This window comes from Nocardia spumae (assembly GCF_020733635.1).
Taxonomy (GTDB): Bacteria; Actinomycetota; Actinomycetes; order Mycobacteriales; family Mycobacteriaceae; genus Nocardia; species Nocardia spumae.
Map to the genome: position 1 here is coordinate 3,390,849 of NZ_JAJFZL010000001.1, position 17,791 is coordinate 3,408,639.

General features: G+C 67.1%; 20 protein-coding genes. 7 read left to right on the forward strand and 13 right to left on the reverse strand.

Annotation, left to right across the window (positions count from 1 at the left end):
* Nucleotides 1-89 precede the first annotated feature (89 nt).
* Nucleotides 90-1,043 (forward strand): EamA family transporter, encoded by a 954-nt coding sequence (locus LKD76_RS15145; RefSeq protein WP_227985253.1) that lies wholly within the window; start codon nt 90-92, stop codon nt 1,041-1,043.
* A 152-nt stretch (nt 1,044-1,195) separates the two neighbouring features.
* Here LKD76_RS15145 and LKD76_RS15150 read toward each other — a convergent pair whose 3' ends face one another.
* Complete coding sequence (locus tag LKD76_RS15150; protein ID WP_227981974.1) at nt 1,196-2,461, reverse strand: cytochrome P450 family protein; 1,266 nt, start codon at nt 2,459-2,461, stop codon at nt 1,196-1,198.
* 300 nt (nt 2,462-2,761) lie between these two features.
* Entirely contained in the window at nt 2,762-3,277 is a 516-nt protein-coding gene (locus tag LKD76_RS15155; RefSeq protein WP_227985254.1) for a Txe/YoeB family addiction module toxin, read from the reverse strand.
* Between the two features lie 168 nt (nt 3,278-3,445).
* On the opposite strand from LKD76_RS15155, the gene LKD76_RS15160 reads away from it, so the two are divergent.
* Entirely contained in the window at nt 3,446-4,060 is a 615-nt protein-coding gene (locus LKD76_RS15160) for a TenA family protein (RefSeq protein ID WP_227981975.1), read from the forward strand.
* A 104-nt stretch (nt 4,061-4,164) separates the two neighbouring features.
* Here LKD76_RS15160 and LKD76_RS32330 read toward each other — a convergent pair whose 3' ends face one another.
* Together LKD76_RS32330 and LKD76_RS15170 are read right to left on the reverse strand one after the other, a co-directional pair.
* Entirely contained in the window at nt 4,165-4,431 is a 267-nt protein-coding gene (locus LKD76_RS32330; protein WP_227985255.1) for a WhiB family transcriptional regulator, read from the reverse strand.
* Nucleotides 4,410-5,231, reverse strand: coding sequence for an alpha/beta fold hydrolase (locus tag LKD76_RS15170; RefSeq protein ID WP_227981976.1), 822 nt, complete (start codon nt 5,229-5,231; stop codon nt 4,410-4,412). The genes LKD76_RS32330 and LKD76_RS15170 overlap by 22 nt, the downstream gene beginning before the upstream one ends.
* A 59-nt stretch (nt 5,232-5,290) precedes the next feature.
* On the opposite strand from LKD76_RS15170, the gene LKD76_RS15175 reads away from it, so the two are divergent.
* Nucleotides 5,291-5,776, forward strand: a complete 486-nt coding sequence (locus LKD76_RS15175) for a MarR family winged helix-turn-helix transcriptional regulator (protein ID WP_227981977.1) — start codon at nt 5,291-5,293, stop codon at nt 5,774-5,776.
* Between the two features lie 333 nt (nt 5,777-6,109).
* Nucleotides 6,110-6,688, forward strand: a complete 579-nt coding sequence (locus tag LKD76_RS15180) for a hemerythrin domain-containing protein (protein ID WP_227981978.1) — start codon at nt 6,110-6,112, stop codon at nt 6,686-6,688.
* Between the two features lie 137 nt (nt 6,689-6,825).
* On the opposite strand, the gene LKD76_RS15185 is transcribed toward LKD76_RS15180, so the two are convergent.
* On the reverse strand, nt 6,826-7,470 hold the full coding sequence (locus LKD76_RS15185) for a LysE family translocator (RefSeq protein WP_227981979.1): 645 nt from the start codon (nt 7,468-7,470) through the stop codon (nt 6,826-6,828).
* A gap of 414 nt (nt 7,471-7,884) precedes the next feature.
* On the opposite strand from LKD76_RS15185, the gene LKD76_RS15190 reads away from it, so the two are divergent.
* Entirely contained in the window at nt 7,885-9,504 is a 1,620-nt protein-coding gene (locus LKD76_RS15190) for a lipase family protein (protein ID WP_227981980.1), read from the forward strand.
* Nucleotides 9,505-9,522: 18 nt separating this feature from the next.
* Here the strand turns inward: LKD76_RS15190 and LKD76_RS15195 are convergent, their stop codons facing one another.
* Nucleotides 9,523-10,221, reverse strand: coding sequence for a class I SAM-dependent methyltransferase (locus LKD76_RS15195; protein WP_227981981.1), 699 nt, complete (start codon nt 10,219-10,221; stop codon nt 9,523-9,525).
* A gap of 341 nt (nt 10,222-10,562) precedes the next feature.
* On the opposite strand from LKD76_RS15195, the gene LKD76_RS15200 reads away from it, so the two are divergent.
* On the forward strand, nt 10,563-11,009 hold the full coding sequence (locus LKD76_RS15200) for a GtrA family protein (protein WP_227985256.1): 447 nt from the start codon (nt 10,563-10,565) through the stop codon (nt 11,007-11,009).
* A 495-nt stretch (nt 11,010-11,504) separates the two neighbouring features.
* Nucleotides 11,505-12,161, forward strand: coding sequence for a hypothetical protein (locus LKD76_RS15205; RefSeq protein ID WP_227981982.1), 657 nt, complete (start codon nt 11,505-11,507; stop codon nt 12,159-12,161).
* 29 nt (nt 12,162-12,190) lie between these two features.
* Here the strand turns inward: LKD76_RS15205 and LKD76_RS15210 are convergent, their stop codons facing one another.
* From LKD76_RS15210 to LKD76_RS15240, 7 genes are all read right to left on the reverse strand, one after another.
* On the reverse strand, nt 12,191-12,685 hold the full coding sequence (locus tag LKD76_RS15210; protein WP_227981983.1) for a hydrogenase maturation protease: 495 nt from the start codon (nt 12,683-12,685) through the stop codon (nt 12,191-12,193).
* Nucleotides 12,682-13,974: a Ni/Fe hydrogenase subunit alpha gene (locus LKD76_RS15215; protein WP_227981984.1), complete on the reverse strand. Its 1,293-nt coding sequence runs from the start codon at nt 13,972-13,974 to the stop codon at nt 12,682-12,684. Before LKD76_RS15215 ends, LKD76_RS15210 begins: the two co-directional genes overlap by 4 nt.
* On the reverse strand, nt 13,958-14,731 hold the full coding sequence (locus LKD76_RS15220) for an NADH-quinone oxidoreductase subunit B family protein (RefSeq protein ID WP_227981985.1): 774 nt from the start codon (nt 14,729-14,731) through the stop codon (nt 13,958-13,960). The genes LKD76_RS15215 and LKD76_RS15220 overlap by 17 nt, the downstream gene beginning before the upstream one ends.
* The gene (locus tag LKD76_RS15225; RefSeq protein WP_227981986.1) at nt 14,731-15,585 is read right to left on the reverse strand and encodes an FAD/NAD(P)-binding protein; all 855 of its coding nucleotides are present in this window, start codon (nt 15,583-15,585) and stop codon (nt 14,731-14,733) included. Before LKD76_RS15225 ends, LKD76_RS15220 begins: the two co-directional genes overlap by 1 nt.
* A complete protein-coding gene (locus LKD76_RS15230; protein WP_227981987.1) occupies nt 15,582-16,088 on the reverse strand; it encodes a Crp/Fnr family transcriptional regulator in 507 nt (168 codons plus the stop codon). The genes LKD76_RS15225 and LKD76_RS15230 overlap by 4 nt, the downstream gene beginning before the upstream one ends.
* Nucleotides 16,075-17,193 carry a 4Fe-4S dicluster domain-containing protein gene (locus LKD76_RS15235; protein ID WP_227981988.1) on the reverse strand — a complete coding sequence of 373 codons (1,119 nt, stop codon included), beginning with the start codon at nt 17,191-17,193 and terminating at the stop codon, nt 16,075-16,077. Before LKD76_RS15235 ends, LKD76_RS15230 begins: the two co-directional genes overlap by 14 nt.
* Nucleotides 17,194-17,289: 96 nt before the next feature.
* Nucleotides 17,290-17,757, reverse strand: a complete 468-nt coding sequence (locus LKD76_RS15240; RefSeq protein ID WP_227981989.1) for a GNAT family N-acetyltransferase — start codon at nt 17,755-17,757, stop codon at nt 17,290-17,292.
* Between the last annotated feature and the right edge of the window lie 34 nt (nt 17,758-17,791).

Sequence of the window (17,791 nt, forward strand, 5' to 3'; positions counted from 1 at the left end):
TCCGCTGCCGGGGTGTAGGACCTTCCCGATACGACCGAGCTGTGCCCGCGTCCGACCGAACCGGTTGGCACACTGCAGCTGTGGCGACGATGGGACGGACCGGGCGGGTGTCGATCCGAACCCGGTCGATCGGATGGTGTCTGATCTCGTGGGCGTTGTTCGCGAGTTCCGGATCACTGGCCAAGGCGGTGATGGTGACCGGTTGGTCGGCGGCGACGGTGACCTCGGTGCGGATCACGCTGGCCGTGGCACTACTGGTGCCGGTGGTTGCCCTGCTGCGACCGCGGGCGTTGCGGTTCCGTCCTACCGATCTGTGGTTGCTGCTCGGCTACGGGGTGCTCGGCGTCGCCGGAGTACAGCTGCTGTTCTTCGTCGCCGTAGCCCGGGTCCCGGTGGGAGTGGCGATGGTGCTGGTCAATCTCGCGCCCGCGCTCGTCGCGCTGTGGGTGCGCATCGTGCGGCGTACTCGGCTGGCGGGGCGGGTGTGGCTCGGCATCGGATTGGCTGTCGTCGGATTGGCGTTCGTCGCGCAGCTCTGGCAGGGCGCGCGGCTGGACCTGCTCGGTATCGCCGGGCTGGGCTCGGCGATCTGCTCGGCCGGATATTTCCTGCTCGGTGAGCACGGCGCGAGCAAGCATGACCCGCTCGGGCTGACGGCGGCCGGGTTGGCGATCGGTGCCGTGGTGGTGGGCCTGTTCACCCCGCCCTGGTCGCTGCCCTCCCAGCTACTCTCGGCCCCTGCGGAATTGAGTGGTGTGCGGGTGCCGGTGTGGCTGGTGCTGCTGGTACTGGCCGTGGTCGGCACCGTGCTGCCCTACCTGGCGGGGCTTCGAGCTCTGCGGTATCTGCCCTCGGCTCCGGCGAGCGTGCTGGTCGTGGTGGAGCCATTGGTGGCCGCCGTGCTGGCATGGCTGCTGCTCGGCCAGTCGCTCGGGCCGGCGCAGATAGCAGGAGCGGTGATCATGCTGATCGGCGCGATGCTGGTGCAACTGGCCATGCCCGAAACCGCTTCCACACTTCCGGACCGAACGCAGAGTCGGTGATCCGAGCCTCGAGCCCGCCGGTGTGATCGAATGCTGCGCCGACAGCTGTCGACGCAGCGGCGCAGGTCCCGCACAGACGAGTGGTACACAGCGGGTGACCGAGTCCCGGAAAGGGCTCGCCGCGGTGCACCCCCGTCGTGTCGACCGGCAGGTCAGGCCATCGCGGAGACGCGGTCCGCGTCGGTGATCGCTACCGTAGGAGAATCGGGGCGTGTGGCCGGCCGGACCGGCAGGCTGGTCAAGCCGTGAATGAGCAGGCTCTTTCGCCACGTCAGATCGCTGAGTTCCCCGTCGAGCGACATATCCGGGAAGGTGGCCAGCAGCCGCGAGATCGCGGTCGTGGCCTCCATGCGGGCCAGGGCGGCGCCGAGACAGTGATGGATGCCGTGTCCGAAGGCGATGTGCCGGTTCCCGGGTCGTTCGAGGTCGATGCGGTCCGGCTCGGGGAACCGGGCGGGGTCGCGGTTGGCGGCGGCGAGCGAGATCAGGATGAACTCGTCCGCGTCGATGTCCTGATCGCCCAACGTGATCGGGGCGGTGGTGTAGCGGGCCGTCGCAAGGTGCAGCGAGCCCTGGCAGCGCAGGATCTCCTCGACGTAGGCGGGTATCGCCTCGGGGTCCGCGCGCAACCGCTCGGCGATTGCGGGCTCGCGCAGTAGCTCGAGTACCGAGTTGCCGATCAGGTTGACGGTGGTCTCATGCCCCGCTATCAGCAGCAGGAGCAGCATGGCGATGAGTTCGTGCTGGTCCAGGCTGTCTTCGTGGTCTTTCGCGATGATCAGTTGGGAGAGCAGGTCGTCGCGGGGGTCGTCGGTGCGTGCGGCGATCAACTTCGTCAGGTAGGTGAAGTACTTCACCCCGGCGGTGGCGCGTTCCTCGTTCGTGGCGGTGTCGCTGACGACGACAGCGGTCCACGAGCGGAAGTCTGCCTTGTCGTCGTCGGGCACCCCGAGTAGTTCGCAGATCACCGCGATCGGCAGCCGGAACGCGTAGCTGTCGATGAGGTCGACAGTCGTTCGCGCGCTGATGTCGTCGAGCAGGGTGTCGGCGATCGAGGTGATCCTCGGTTGCAGGTCGCGGATGGCGGGGCCCGCGAACGCTTTCGCGACGAGGCGGCGCAATCGGGTGTGCTGGGGCGGATCGGCGAACAACATGTTGTCGCTGATGGCGGTGTTGAACATCTCGGCCGCACCGTTTTTGGCCAGCACGGCCTGTCCCTCGGGTGACCCGATGCGCTTGCTGATGGTCGGCTCCGCGAAGGCTTGCTTGGCCACGTCGTGATCGACGATCAACCAGCCGAGGACACCGTCCAATCGGATTCGATGGAGGGGGCCGCGCTCGCGCAGCGCCCGGTAGGTCGCATGCGGATCCTGGTAGAAGTCGTCGGTCAGTTCGAGGATTTCCATCTCGGCTGTCACCGGCTACCACCGACCGGCGAAACCGTGGCTGAGCTCGAATCCAGGTAGTGCACTGTCCCTCAGTCCTTTCGACGAACGTTCTGACTTGCGACCGATGCGGTCCGGAACGAGTAATCGATCAGGCTTGCATCGGTGAGAGGTCGAGCGGTTTTCGATCGGGTGAAACAGGAGGCCCGGCCCACAGACTAGCCATGGTTACTGTCTAGTAAACATCTGCGTATCCGAGTAGCTTCCGTGTGATCATCGCATGGATGCGCCGCGCGGGCTGCGGGGCTACTCGGAAGTCATTGGAGCGGAGTCTTATTCGAAACCATTGAGCGAAACAGATAGTAGCTCAGCCTCATCGGCCGAACGCTTCTGTGCCGCTGCCGTCGAGCAGCGCGGTGTATGCGCGACCACGTCACGGAAAGCGCAGACAAGCCGGTGTCGCTGCCGGAAGCGCAAAGTTGTGGGCGGAGGTAGAGAAGAAGTCCCCCCTGAGATCATCGAGCATCGCCTCAGCGAAGACAGCCGCTGGACCGGTGCTACAGACCCGTCGCCGATCGCTGGGCGATTCGGGTTCCCGGCTTGCTCGGGGTGGCACGACAGGATGTGAATGACCGCGTGCTCGACCCGGTACACCAGCCGGTGGTCCTGGGTGATGCGTCGCGACCACCATCCGGACAGATGGTGTGGCAAGGGTTCCGGCTGTCCGATTCCGTCCGCGTGGCCGGTGACCGCAATGTCGTCGAACAGGCGATTGATCGTGCGTGCGGCGGCTCGGTCGTTGGCTACCGTCCAGACGTCGTTGGTCCCCGTTTCGGTGTGGAGTTGCAGCTTGACACCACTCCCGCCGGATCACAGTCGTCGGGCACGTCCAGACGTTCGCGGGGGACGGGTACACCCGCGGCGAATTCCGCGAGCCCAGGCTGCAGGTGCCGCGCGTTGGCGGGGGTGTCGAGCAGGTGCGCTGTCTCCGACGTTGTCAGCTGATTGACTCGACGGATGAGCCTTTCGACGCATCTCGAAGACATCGGGCTTCCGCAGATCCGGCAACAGCTCGCCCATCCCACCGTGGCCGGTATCGCCCGGGGTGATCTGCCGGAACAGGTCTTCCGGTCCTGGCTCGAGCAGGACTATCTGTTCCTGCTCGACTACGTCCGGGTCTTCGCGCGACTCGCCTGGCAGGCACCGGCGTCCCATCTGGGCGATCTCGTGGATCTGGCCCACGCGACCTATCACGACGAGCTCTCGTTGCATCGCTCGCTGGCCGCCGAATTCGGGGCCGATCTCGACGGTGCGGCGAAAGGGCGGACGTGCGCGGAGTATTCGGCCTTCCTGCTGGAGTCGGCGGCGTCCTACGCTGATGGTCTGGCGGCGCTGTACCCGTGCATGTGGGGCTACTCCACGCTCGGTGCGATTCTGGCGCGGAACCTGCCCGACGAGCCGCGCTATCGACGGTGGATCGAGACCTACGCCGATCCGGAATTCGCCGCATCGACTCGCCGCTGTGCCCGGATGCTCGACGAGGTCGCCCTCGACCCCGCCCGCGCCGAACGTCTTTTCCGGCAAGGTCTCCGGTTCGAGCTGGAGTTCTGGGATGTGCAGGCGAGGCCTTGAGGCAGAACCACACGCTTCGCAGCCTCTGGTCGGCGGCCGCCGACTCGTAGTGGTGGGCGGCACGGTTCTGGTCCGCGCGACCGGCCCGGGTAAACAGACAGGAACTATGCCGTGCGCCGATGCGGGTTGCGCCGGCGCTGAGTCCATCGGGGTTCGATCCGTTCACCCGGTGTCGGCGCGTCCCGAACGCCGCGCGGCTCGGGGGAAGTGATGGCATGGTCGCGGCAGCGTGTCGGTACCGGGCAGTTCGCACACACGCGCATGGCGTGTTCGGACGGGTTATCGGTCTGCGCGTAGATAGGGAAGCGGCAAGGGTGAAACTCAGGTCGCTTCGCCGAGTGCTGAGGGATCAGCCGATTTCGTCGAGGAATTTCTCGACGAGGCTGTTGTAGTTCGCGGGCTGCTCCATATTCGGGTAGTGACCCGCGTGGTCGATGGTGGTGCGGCGAGCGTGCGGGACCGCGTGCAGCAGGCGGTCCACGGTCGCCGTCAGGTCGGGGGAGTCGAGTGCGCCGTCGACGGCGAGTACGGGGACGCGGATGGTCCGCGCGCGAGTTGCGACATCGGCGACGCGAAGATGGTAATCCGGTTCCGGGGCAGTGTGTTTGGCCAGGGTCCGGCCCGCCATCAGTCGAAGCTTCTCGATCACGGCCGGGTCGACGTCGGCCGGCGAACGGGTCGGGCCTGCTGCCCAGGAGATGAACCCGTCCATCCATGCGGCGATATCGCCGCGCGCCAGCGCGTCCGCTTGGCTTTCGGCGGTCTTCTTCGACCAGCGGTCGCGGTACTCCGGCTCGCCGATGCCGCGGCCGCTGACGATCAGACCGTCGACCAGCTCCGGATGTTCGATCGCGGCGTCGACCGCGAGCATGGCACCCATCGATACGCCCACGAGCACAGCGGAAGTCACCTCCAGCTGACGCAGGAGTGCGGCCAGGTCGTCGACTTGACGGAAAGGCTTTGTCGCGTTCGCGGATTCGCCGTGCCCCCGAGCGTCCGGGGCGATCACTCGATGCCGTCGGCCCAGGGCCGACAGCTGGGGATCGAACATGGTGGAGTCCACGAAGCTCGCGTGCAGCAGCACCACGGGACGACCTTCGCCGCCGGTGTCGCGATACGCCAGAGCGCCGTCGTCGGTGTCGAAGGGGAGTGAATCGGTCGCGCCCAACATGACAACCAAGGTGTCATAAATAGGGCCAGTTTGACAACTCGGGTGTCATACTTGGCGTCGTGGACGATTCCCTCGCGCCCGATGAGCTCGCACGTCGCCTGATGGAGGTTTTTGCCGAGGTCGGCATCCTCTACCGGCATGTGTATCGAAAGATCGAGCAGGACGCGCTGCCGCCGGGACTGTCGGTCGGCGTCCGCGCCGTCTGCGATCTGCTCGCCGCCCGCGAGCCGATGACCGTTCCGCAGATGGCGCGCGCGTTGGCGTTGAGTCGCCAGTTCGTCCAGCGGATGGTCAACGACGCCCTCGAACAGGAGCTTGTCGACACTCGCGAGAACCCGAGGCATCAACGCTCGCCGTTGGTCGGGGTGACCGCGAAGGGGCGGGCGGTGATGGCCTCGACCGCCGCTCACGAACACGCCGTGCTGCGCGGCGTCGGCGGGAACCTCACCGGCGCGGATATCGATACGTGCCTGCGAGTGCTTCGTCACCTGGGCGAGCCCTTCGCCGATGTCGACCTGGACGGCACTGTCGGACAGCGCGATTGAGTGAGCGATCGTTCCTCGGTGCGTGGCTCCTCGGTTGTCGTGAGCGTGGCTCGCATTCGCCGGCCCCCCGCGCGAATGACAGTCGCGGCGTTACTGTTTCGACGTCGGCAACGCACATCACCGCATGGAGTGTGAGGATGCCGATATGGTCGGTCGATGGTGTGATCACGGCATCGGCTCCGAGCACGCGACGGCGCCGTCATCAGTCGCTGTTCGTGGACCCGCGTGGTTGTGATGGCTTATCGTCGGGTTCTCGCGGACATCCCGGCTGTGCGAGCGGCAGTCGGCGGCCGCGTCCGGTGCTTACCCGAAACGCGACGTCAGGGAGGAAATGTGGACATTACCGAGCTGATTCTCGATGATCATCACGAGCAGCGGCGGCTGTTCGCGATCCTGGAGCAGATCGATCGCGGGGAAACCGGTGCGCTGTCCGCGATCTGGGGCAGGCTGGCGGCCTTCCTCGAACTGCACGCGCAGGCCGAGGAGGAGATCTTCTATCCCGCGCTGTTGCGGGCCGGGATCGAGGCTCGGCGCGCGAGCGGGCCGGAGGACGAGACACTCGACGCGATCGGCGACCACAACGAGATCAGGGACGCGGTCGCCGAAGTAGCGCGACACCGGGTCGGCACCGACGAGTGGTACGCGGCCGTCGCGGCGGCGAACCTGGCCAACAGCGATCATATGGCCGAGGAAGAACGCGAGGGGCTCACCGACTTCCGTCGCCTGGCCGGGCTGCAACGCCGCCATCGGCTTGCCGTCGCCTTCGCCGCCTACGAGGCGCGCAACCACGCCGGCGTCGAGCCCGTCGACAAGGATCCCGTCGATTACGTCCGCGCCGCAGAGATGACGCTGCGCACCGGGCCGAACGGATCGCTCAGCGTCGGCAGCCTGAAGCGAAATCCGCCGATCTGACCGTTGATTCGGGGCCGACCGCGCGGGGCTGTCCTCGGATTCTGCTGCCGCACAGTGCTTTCGGTGTCGGAGTTCGCTACCTGCCGACAGTGCGGTAGCCGTCCGCCGGGGTCGCGCGCTCGCGGCACGCGCCTCGTTCAGTCCTTCCGGCCGCTCAGCGCGAGGGAGGTGCCGAGCCCGATCATCACCAGACCTCCGGTGCCGCCGACCGCCGCGAGCCGGCGTGGCGAGCGGGCGAACCACGTGCGCGCCGCGCCCGCGGCCAGGGCCCAGCCGGTATCGAGGACCAGGCCGAACGCGGGGATGATGGCGCCGAGCAGCAGCATCTGGCCCGGAATCCAGCCGTGGTCGAGGGTGACGAACTGCGGCAGGAGGGCGGCGAGGAACACGATCGATTTGGGGTTGGCGAATCCGACGACGAGGCCGTCGCGCAGCACCCTGCCCGTCCGATACGGCATGTCCGGTGCGGCGGCGGAGAAGGATTCCGCGAGGTCGCCGCGGTGGCGGATCGCCTGGACGCCGAGATAGACCAGGTAGCCGGCGCCGAGGAGTTTCACCGTGGTGAAGACGGTGGACGAGGTAGCGACCAGAGCTCCGAGCCCGACGGCGACGGCGACGACCTGTGAATAGACGCCGACCGCATTGCCCGCCACGGTGAGCAGGGCCTCGCGGCGTCCCAGGGTGATCGCGCGGGTAATGGTGAACAGGACGCTCGGCCCGGGGACGACCACCAGCAGGAAGGCCAACCCCGCGAATCCGAGGAGATGATCGGTCGACACCACGTCATCACCATAGCCAGTGCCGCGGAGATCGTCTGCGCGGCAGCACATATCACCCGCGCCGCCGCGGCGGAACGACGTGTCGGTCGCGCAGGCGTCCCGGTCGTCGGCGGCGACGCGTCCGGCGGCCACCGTGGTGGGAGGCTCCGGCTCCGCCCCGGACGCTCGATCGGTGATCGGTTCGCCGAAGGTGATGGGCGGACCGACACGAGTCGATGTAATGTCACAGATCTGCCGATTTCTGCTGGTCCACGGGTATCTTTCGAAGGTCGGTGCGGCGCCGGCCAACGGCGGCGCGCATCCGTGTTCGCTGGATTACCGGGGCCTTGCCCGCACTGCTGCGCATCTTCGGTCCGAGTACCACTCTGACAAGACGGGTGTGGTGTCGTGAAATATCTACGGAGTATTGCGGTCGCGATGGCGATGGGTTGTGCGCTGACGTGGGGGCAATCGGTCGCGGTGGCCGACCCGCCGCCCCGGACTCCGGCGCCGGCTGCCGCCGAACCGACGACTCCGCCGGCCGCCGAACCCGGCACGAGGGCCGCCACCGATCAAGCCTCGCCGCCCGCCTCCGGTCCGGCGGCCGCGCCGTCGAGCGCTGGTCCGGGCGCTCCCACCGCGTCGGAACCGTCGCCGCCGGTCGCCCATGCGGATCCGGGCCCATCGGCGTTCCAGCGATGGCTCGACGACCATATTCCGGCGCCGTCGTCGGTCCTGTCCGGAACCGGCTCCGCTGCCACCGCACCAGGAGAGCAGCAGGATCCGTCGGCGCTGTGGAAAGCGATTCAATCCAGCCCGACCGGTGACCCGTTCTTCGATGCCGCCCCGCCGGACCTCGCACGCTACGCGCCCGGTGACGTGATCGAATCGCGTGACGTCAGCTGGCCGGCGGTACCGATGGTGTTCCTGACGGTGCTCACGCCGGTGCAGCGGGCGATCCAGCTGAAATTCCGGACCACGGATTCCTCCGGTGCGCCGTCGTTCGGGACCGCGACGCTGCTGCTGCCCTTCGGGCAGTGGACCGGGCCGGGAAGTCGCCCGGTGCTGCTGAACGCCCCACCGATCAACGCGCTCAACCGGCGCTGCACTCCCGGCTGGGTGTTCTCGCACGGGTACGACCTCACCTCCGGCAACGGCAACGATTTCGTCCCGTCACCGACCATGTGGGCCGCGAGCCAGAACTACGCGGTGGTGATCCCGGACCACGAGGGGCCGTTGATGGCCTACGCCGAGCCGACCGTGGCCGGACACATCATGCTCGACACCGTGCGTGCGGTGCGCCACCTGATGCCGGACCAGTTCGGCGCGAGCCGTTTCGCGATGACCGGCTATTCCGGCGGTGCGATCGCCAGCTACGCCGCCGCGATGCTCGAGCGCGAATACGCCCCGGAACTCGCACCCAACCTGGCCGGTGCCGCGATGGGCGGCCTGCCCGTCGACTACGAATCCTTCGCGAAGACCTTCGACGGCTCCTACGCCTCGGGACTGATGTTGACCGTGACTCTCGCGCTGGCCCGGGAACATCCCGAAATTCTCGGTCGCATGAATCATCTCGCGCAGTGGGCGGCTATCTCCCCGCTCAAGGACGTGTGCAGCTCGACCATGGCCGACGTCGGGATCTTCGTACCCTATGCGGCCCTGGCGAATATGGCCGACCCACTCCATACCGAATTCGCCGACACGATGTTCCGGCGATTGAGCCTGAAAGGTAAGAAGGCGGGCATGCCGATCTATGTCTACAACGGCGTGCACGATCCCTGGATGCCGGTCGCGAAAGCCGAAGCGTTCTATGCCGAACAATGCGCTCTGGGGGTTCCCGCCACGAAGAGCATCGTCGGCGGTGAACACATTCTCGGCTACTTCGACGGCTTTCTCGGATCCACGCAGTGGCTGGGTGAGCGATTGTCCGGTGTTCCGGCACCGAACGCCTGCGAAGTGGCGCCACGCCCGGATGCCGCACCACAACACAGCACTTCGAGCGCCGCGCCGAGCGGCGCCCCCCGCACCGAGGCGCCGCCCGCATCACCCGGGCGGTGAGGCGGACGGCGCCGCAGCTCATGTCGCGCGGGCGACGACCAGCACGTTCTTGCCGAAGAGTTTGCCGGTGAGGGTGTGCAGTGCCCTGCTCACGGGGAAGACCACGCGATCGTAGAACGCGAGTGATCGCGGGTCGATCGTGCCGTCGCCGGAGCCGACGGCACGGTAGGCCAAGGTCGCGAAGAATCCGATGGGATCGCAGTAGCGCGATTCCACGATCTCGAGGCCGGCGTCGCGCAGCAGCCGTTCGAGCTGGGCTCGCCGGTAGCGGCGGTGGTGCCCGACCTTGGCGTCCATGGAGGTGAACAGGATTTCGAGCGCGGGCACGTAGACGACCAGGGTGCCACCGGGCCGCAGCAGCGACGCCAGGTGTTCCGCTGCGGCCTGATCGTCTTTGATGTGCTCGAGGACGTTGAATGTGTAGATGAGGTGGTACCGCTCGTCCTCGGGAATCGGCGCTTCGTGGTCGATGACCCGATACCCCTTGGACCGCAATGTGTTCTGCAGGCGCTCGTCCGGTTCCAGGCAGTCGGGGGTGATTCGCCGTGCGGTGAGCATGTCGGCGTAGGTTCCCGATCCGGCGCCGAAATCCAGCACCCGCATACCGGGTGAGGTGAGATATGTGCCGACGGTGTCGGCGAGGAATGTGTTGTAGTTGACCGCCGCGGCCATTACTTCGAGATTGTCACATCCGGTATAGGCGAAGTCGCTAACCAACAGTCCATCTCCTCTGTGGGCCCCTGGTACAGATTTGTCCGATGGCATGCCGTGATGCCGGCCAGTTCTGTTCATCGCCGACGATGCCGATCAGCGGAATCGTCGTGGTCCTCGGTCGAGCGCGGATGTCGTGAATCCAGACGCTAGTTGATGAACGCCGAGGCAGCCCTGAAATCGGGTCCCGTGCAAGGGGCGTGTCAGGTCGGCGTCAGCCCGGTGACAGCGGGGCGGAAGACAGTGTTGTCATGAACAGCGCAGCACTTGCCTCCTGCGGCCCGCGGAAAGTACCCGGGGACACGACGATCCTGGGAGACGTCGATCTGAGCCTCGGGCTCTCCCCGATGCTGCGCGCGGAATGGCTCACCCGCGGTCGACGGTATCTGCGCGGCGAACATCCCTGTGCCCAGCTGATCCGCTTCGCACTGGTCGGTGGGGCCAGCAATATCGCCTACGCCGTGCTGTTCATGGTCATCAGCGGATTCGGCCCGCTCGTCGCGAATATCGTCGGCTCACTCGTCAGTACGGCTATCGCGAACGAACTACATCGCCGGCTCACCTTCCGGGCAGCCGGACGCGTCGGGTGGATCACCGCGCAGTGGGAGGGTGGTGGCCTGGCGCTCCTCGGCCTTCTGATCACCACGGCGGCACTGGCCGGCCTCCGATTCTGGGCGCCGGGGCTCGGCGATATCGCCGCGGCGAGTGCGGTGATCGCGATCATGGGTGCGATCGGCGGTATGCGTTTCCTGGCATTGCGCGGCTTCGTTTTTCGCGACCAACCGCAGGGATGACCTCGCGACAAGGCGCTGTCGTACTGCGGGTTCGTCGGCATCGCCCGTGCCGTTCGTGGCCCAGCGGCGTACCGGGGTAGTGAGAAATTCTCCGCAGCTAACGATTGGCGCACGGTGGCGAACAGTTGTTGCGGGCGTCGGTATCAGTACGTGTCGCGCGCCGTTCGGGCTGGACCATATATTTGCCCGAAGACCTGCGTTCGGCCATGCCGGCGACCGGATTCGAGCGTGGGCGGGGATGATTTCGACTTATCCGGCCGGATACGGATTTGGTAAATCTTCACTGGCCGGCCGTGCCGGGCGCTTAAAATACCTCAGCCGCACCGTATAAAACACGTTAGAGGGTCGGGAATCACTGAGAGATCTTCGCCCAGGAGGTGTGAAATGCCGGAGGCCGGTCATCGGCGCATGTCACGTCCGATATTGATTGCGGGCATGTTGCCACTTGCGGTCCTTCTAGGAACGGGAGTGGCCACCGCGTCGCCCATTGATAGTGTGCTCTCCCCGGCTGATGCCGCCCAGGCGCCCGCTATGCCGCCACCGGCATTGGATTGGCAATCGCTGGCGCATGATGTCCAGGGGCTGCTTCCCTTCCCGCTACCTCTGCCACTGCCGCCCGCAGAAGCACCTGTCGCCCCACAGAATCCGCCCGCCGCCGAGATTCCCGTCACCCCGGACAACTCGTTCGCCTACGGAGCGTTCGCCCCGCAGAATTCGGTGGCCGGCGACAGTAGTTCGCCCGCGTCCGGTCCGGTGGATGCGGTACCGGCCGAGGTCCAGCATCCGATCGAGGAGTTCTGCGAGCAGGTTCCCGCCGAGCCCGGCCGATGCGCCGCCACCGTGGTCGACGCGGGCGTCGGCGCCGCCATCGGAGCCGGTATCGGCGCGGCGGTGTCGGCGCCGCTGGCTATTCCCGCCGCCATGGCCGGTGCGGTCGCCGGATTCGTTGTCGGTCTGCCGTTCCTGCCCACCGGCGTGGTGGTCGGTCCGCTGCTCGGTGCGGCCGTCGGTGCCGCGGTCGTCGCGGGCCCGGCCGCCGCGCTCGGTGGCGCGCTGGGGGCGGCGATCGGGACCATCGTGGGGATCACCTCACCGCTCCCGGCGGCCGGGCCCGTCGGCGCGGTCGAGGGCGCCGTCCCCGCCCCGATGTAGCGCACGGTCGGCTGATCCGTGCGCCGGGATCATTCGTCGCCGGATGCGCCGTGGCCGAGGGGGGTGCGCAGCCGGGCGTGTTCGGCCCGGACCGTCTCGACCAGGCGGGGCAGTGCCGCGGCGACCGGTGCGGACAGCCCGGTTCCGAGGCCGAGATCGGCTGCCTCGACGGCGAGGACCACCAGTTCGCGTGGCACTCGGTCGAGGGCTCGCGCCAGAGGGAGCGCGTCGGGGATGCCCAGAGCGTGTGAACTGGTGGCGGTGGTGAGACCACGGAGAGCGTCGACCGTGGTGTGCCAGATGCGACCGGGAGCGGACGGCTCACAGAGGACCGCGTCGATCACGATGGCGAGGTCGGCGTCGTCCCAGGCGTCCAGCAGGGCGGTGGGTTCCCCGTCGCAGACCGTGACGAGAGTGTCCGGCAGCCGGAGTGAGTCGATCCGCGCGGCCGACAGCGGGCCGATGCCGTCGTCGCGCCGGAACTCGTTGCCGACGCCGATCACCACCAACCGGGGCCGGGTCATCGGCGTTCCAGGTCGAGATCGAGAAAATGGGCCGAGCAGGAGATGCACGGGTCGTAGTTGCGAATTGTGCGCTCGCACAACGAGGTCAGCGCGCTGTCGTCGAGGCCGAGATTGGCGGTGACCATCCGGCGCAGGTCGTCCTCGATGGCGGCCTGGTTCTGTGAGGTGGGCGGGACGATCGTGGCCGAGCGGACGGTTCCGCCGGCGTCGACCTCGTAACGGTGATACAGCAGTCCGCGCGGGGCTTCACTGATCCCGTGCCCGACACCCGCGCGCGGCGCGACGGGAACGGCGGGCCGAGCTGGGGTCTCGTATTCGTTGATCAGGCGCAGGGCTTCGTCGATGGCGTACACGACCTCGATCGCGCGAACCAGGATGCTGCGGAACGGGTTCCGGCATTCGTCGCCGAGGCCGATCTCGGCGGCGACCTGCCGGGCCAGTGGTGAAAGCCGGGCGGAGTTGAGGGTGTAGCGGGCCAGGGGACCGGTGAGGTAGCGGTTGCGGTCCAGCGTCGCGTGCAGGGCGGTGGAGTGCGGAACCTGCTGTTCGACAACGTGTTCGCAGAATTCGGCCGCGGTGGCGACGAGTCCGGTGCTCACGTGGATGCCACCGGTTTCGATCGCGTATCGGCCATCATCGCTGACGGCCAGTAGGTCGTGCTCGAGCTCCAGATCGGGGAATTCGAGGTTCGCCGCGAAGCGGGCGGTGTGAATGGCCGAATCCAGCGCACGGCGCAGTTGTTCGGCGACGAGGGAGAAGTCGGTGGGCGAGGGGGTGGAGTAGAAGCCGCCGACTCGCACGTTGACCGGGTGAATCGCGCGCCCGCCGAGGAACTCGAGCAGCGCGTTGCCGGCCTTCTTGATCGCCAGCCCCTCTTCGACGAGGTCTCGGTGGTCGGCGGCGAGGGCGACGGCGTCCGGGTAGCCGAGGAAGTCGGGGAGGTGCAGCAGATGAATATGCAAGGTGTGGCTGGCGATCCACTCACCGCAATACATCAGGCGGCGCAGTATCGCCAGCGGCCGATCCAGCTCCACCCCGCACAGTTGCTCGAGCGCGTTGCACGCGCTGGTCTGATAGGCGACGGGGCAGATGCCGCAGATGCGGGAGGTGATGTCGGGCGGTTCGGTGTACGCGCGTCCCCGCAGGAAGGCTTCGAAGAAGCGCGGTGGTTCGTAGATGTTCAACTCGACTCGCTGCGCGACGCCGTCGCTGATGACGACACGCAGCGCGCCTTCGCCTTCCACCCGTGCCAGCGAGCTGACCCGCAATTGCCTACTGCGATGGCTCATCGTGAACCCGTTCCGCGAATTCCGGCGCGGCCACCGCGAACGTGCTGAAGGTGTGGTCTATGTCGTCGGTGGACATTCCGTTGATACGCAGGATCGGCAGCAGCGCACCGATATTCGGCTTCGCCATGGGGCCGAAGCAGCCGAAGCAACCGCGCCGGTACGCCGGGCACAGGGCGCCACAACCGGCCTGGGTGACCGGGCCCAGGCAGGGAATGCCGTGTGCCACTGTCACACACGTGGTGCCGCGCCGTTTGCACTCGGTGCACACGCTGGTATTCGGAATGTCCGGCTTGCGACCCGCCAGGAACGCGGTCAGGGCGCCGAGTAGTTGGTGTCGGTCGATGGGGCATCCGCGCAGTTCGAAATCGACCGGTACGTGCGCGGATATCGGGGTGGAGGTGGCCAGCGTCGCGATGTGCTGCGGGCTGGCGTAGATCAGCGATGTGAATTCGGTGATATCGGCGAAATTGCGCAGCGCCTGGATGCCGCCGTGAGTCGCGCAGGCGCCGATCGTCACGAGAATTCTGGATTGCTCGCGGATTTCGGTGATGCGCCGGATGTCGTCGGGCGTGGTGATCGAACCCTCCACCAGCGAGACGTCGTACGGTCCCGGCTCGACCGCACTGGAGGCTTCCAGGAAGTGCACGATACGCACCCGGTCGGCGAGGGTGAGTAGTTCGTCCTCGCAGTCGAGAAGGGTGAGCTGGCAGCCGTCGCAGGAGGTGAACTTCCAGACCGCGAGTGTCGGGGTATCCATCACAATTCCCGGATGGCCAGTAGTGGTTCCGCGGTGGCGTAGTCGACGACCGGCCCGTCCCGGCACAGCAGCAGCGGACCGAGCTGACAGTGTCCACACCGGGCCACACCGCACTGCATGTTGCGCTCCAGCGACAGTCGGATGTCGGTGGCGGCGACGCCCTTGCGCCGCAAGGTCCGGGCGCAGAACCGCATCATCGGTTCCGGACCGCAGAGGAATGCCGTGGTGTGTGCGGAGTCCAGTCGCAGCTGAGCGAGGGGTTCGGTGACGAATCCGACCGCGCCGGTCCAGCCGGGAGCCGGGTGGTCGACGGTCTGGTGCAGTTCGAGCGAACCGGTCGCGGCCCAGCGATCCTGGTCGTGGCGGAAGAGAATGTCCGACGGCGTCCGCGCCCCGGTGATGAGGATGACGCGCCGATAACGGTCGCGCGCGGCAAGCGCACCGGCGATGACCGGCCGCAGTGGCGCGAGCCCGACACCGCCACCGATGATCACCAGGTCGCGCCCCGCCGCGGATTCCGGATGCCATCCGATGCCGAACGGTCCGCGCACACCGATCACGCCGCCGATGGTGGTGTCGTGCAACGCCGCGCTGACCGCCCCGACCGCCCGGATCGTATGTTCGAGCACATTGTCGGTCGTGGTGGGGTCCGCGCTGACGGACACCGCGATCTCGCCGACGCCGTAGCTGTAGAGCATCATGAATTGACCGGCTCGAAATCGTTGTGCCGCAGTGTGAATCGGCTCGAGCGCGACGGTGACGGTGTCCCGGGTCTGCGGGACGCGTGCGATGACCCGGTAGGGCAGCATCGTATCGCCGACCGCGGTCGGGCGAGTCTCGGCCGCGACGTTCATCGCGGACCTGACCCGTCGTCGGAATGCGCGTGGTAACGGCCGGATTCGAGGGGGTTGCGGTAGAGGTCCAGCAGCCTCGCCCGGGTGGCCTGCAGCCGGTCGAGCAGCGCTTGGAACAACATGAGGACCAGTGCCAGCCCGAACTGCGGATCGGCGTCGGCCAGACGGGACAGAGCTGTGGAATCGAATTCGATCGCCTCGACCGGCTCGGTGACGCACGCCCCGAATTGCCAGCGGTACGGCGGTACCAGCCATGACCAGCCCAGCAGCTCACCGGGACCGAGTGTCTGTATCGCGATGTCGGCCTGCTCGGGCACCTGCGCGTCGAGCAGGACGCGGCCGCTGCGAATGAGCCAACAGTGCTCTGCCGCTTCACCTTCCGTGATCAACCGCCGGCCGGCCGGATAGGACACATCCCGTCCGGTGGCGGCCAGAGCCTGTAGCTGCGACTCGGTCAGCGTCGCCAGGTGGGCGAACTCCGACAACTCGTCAACGCTGGTCATCACCGGCCCCTTCGGCCAGCGCGGCCACTTCGGCGGTCAGATCGATGCCGGCCGGGCACCACGCGATGCAGCGTCCGCAGCCGACGCACCCGGAGCTGCCGAACTGGTCGTACCAGGTGCTCAGCTTGTGGCTGAGCCACTGCCGGTACCGGCTCTCCCCGGACCGCCGCACACTGCCGCCGTGCTGGTAGGAGAAGTCGAGTTCGAAGCACGATGACCAGTGCTCCCATCGTTCGGCGTGGTCTCCCTCGAGGTCGGTGACGTCCTCGGTGCTGGTGCAGAAGCAGGTGGGGCACACCATGGTGCAGTTGGCGCAGGTGAGGCAGCGACTCGCCACGTCCTGCCAATGCGGGGACTCGCTCGAGTCACGGATCAGGGACCGGAGGTCGAGGTCGGGCATCGATCGGCCCATCCGGCCCGCGGCCTCGGTGACGGCTTCTCGCGCCTGTGTGACATCCGCGGCGCTCGCCTGGTGGGTGCCGACCTCGGCGAGGACGCTCGCGCCGGCCTCGGTGCCGATATCGACCAGAAATCGGTGGCCGAGCCGGTCGATACGCTCGGTGAGGGCGAGGTCGTATCCGGCCGAGACACCGGGGCCGGTACCCATGGAGGCGCAGAAGCACACGCCCCCCGGTTCGATGCAGTTCGCGGCGACAACGAACAGACCCTCGTGCCGCCGGTCGAACGAGGTATCGCCGTGTTCGCCGCCGAGGACTCGCTGAAGAATCGCGATCGAGGCGAGGTCGCAACCGCGGACGCCGAGAAATGCGTACCGGGCCGGGGCCTCCTCGATCGGAGCGGATTCCAGATCCGGAGTGATGTCGGCGATTTTGCGGCGGGGCGGGTGCAGGAACTGCTTCCACGATCCGGGGCCGGCGGAATGCGAGAACACGGCGGCGTCTTCTCGGCGCACCAAGCGGTATCGTCCGGGCGCGGTCTGCACTCCCCACCCGTCGGGCAGCGCAGCACCGGTCTCGAGCTCGCCCAGCACCACCGCACCGTCACGCACCTGCGGGCCGATCACGTTATATCGGTGTGCGCGCAGGACCTCCACCAAGCGGTCGAGGCCCGCTCGGTCGATCACCGCCGCGTCACCGGGCATCATCGAACGACCTCGTTTCGGTCGGGGAGGAACATCCGACATCGAGTCTGCTCGGGGGTGGGCAGCGGCCGCGAGGGGCGAAAGTCCCGCTTTCGAACCTCACAAGTGCAGGATCACGTGAACGACGCCGTCTTCTCGTTGTGCGGCCATCGGGAGATCGATATCCATCAGTAACTCCATCATTTTCGAATTCGCCGCCATGATGTCGGCGGCGAATCGATCGATCCCGTGCCGGCGGGCGTCGGCGGCCAGGCGCGTGAGCAATGCGGTTCCGATGCCGGACTGCTGGTCTTCGTGGGCTACCGCCATGGCGACTTCGGCACAGTGGGTATCGGCCAGCACGACATAGTTCGCGACGCCGATGAGCCGGTCGCCGAGAAATGCGCCCACCGCGTAATGTCGCGGGTCGTCGCTCGCGATCACGTCGGCCAGATGATCGAAGTTCTTCGGCCGCGGGCCGAAGAACCGGTAGTAGCCGTCGCGGTCGTCGAGAGCCGCGTGCAGATCGCGGATAGCGGCCTTGTCACGTGTGGTGAGCGTGCGATAGGTGATGTCGGAAAGATCCATCGTCATTCTCCGCAGTGCCGGTGGGCGTGGATCC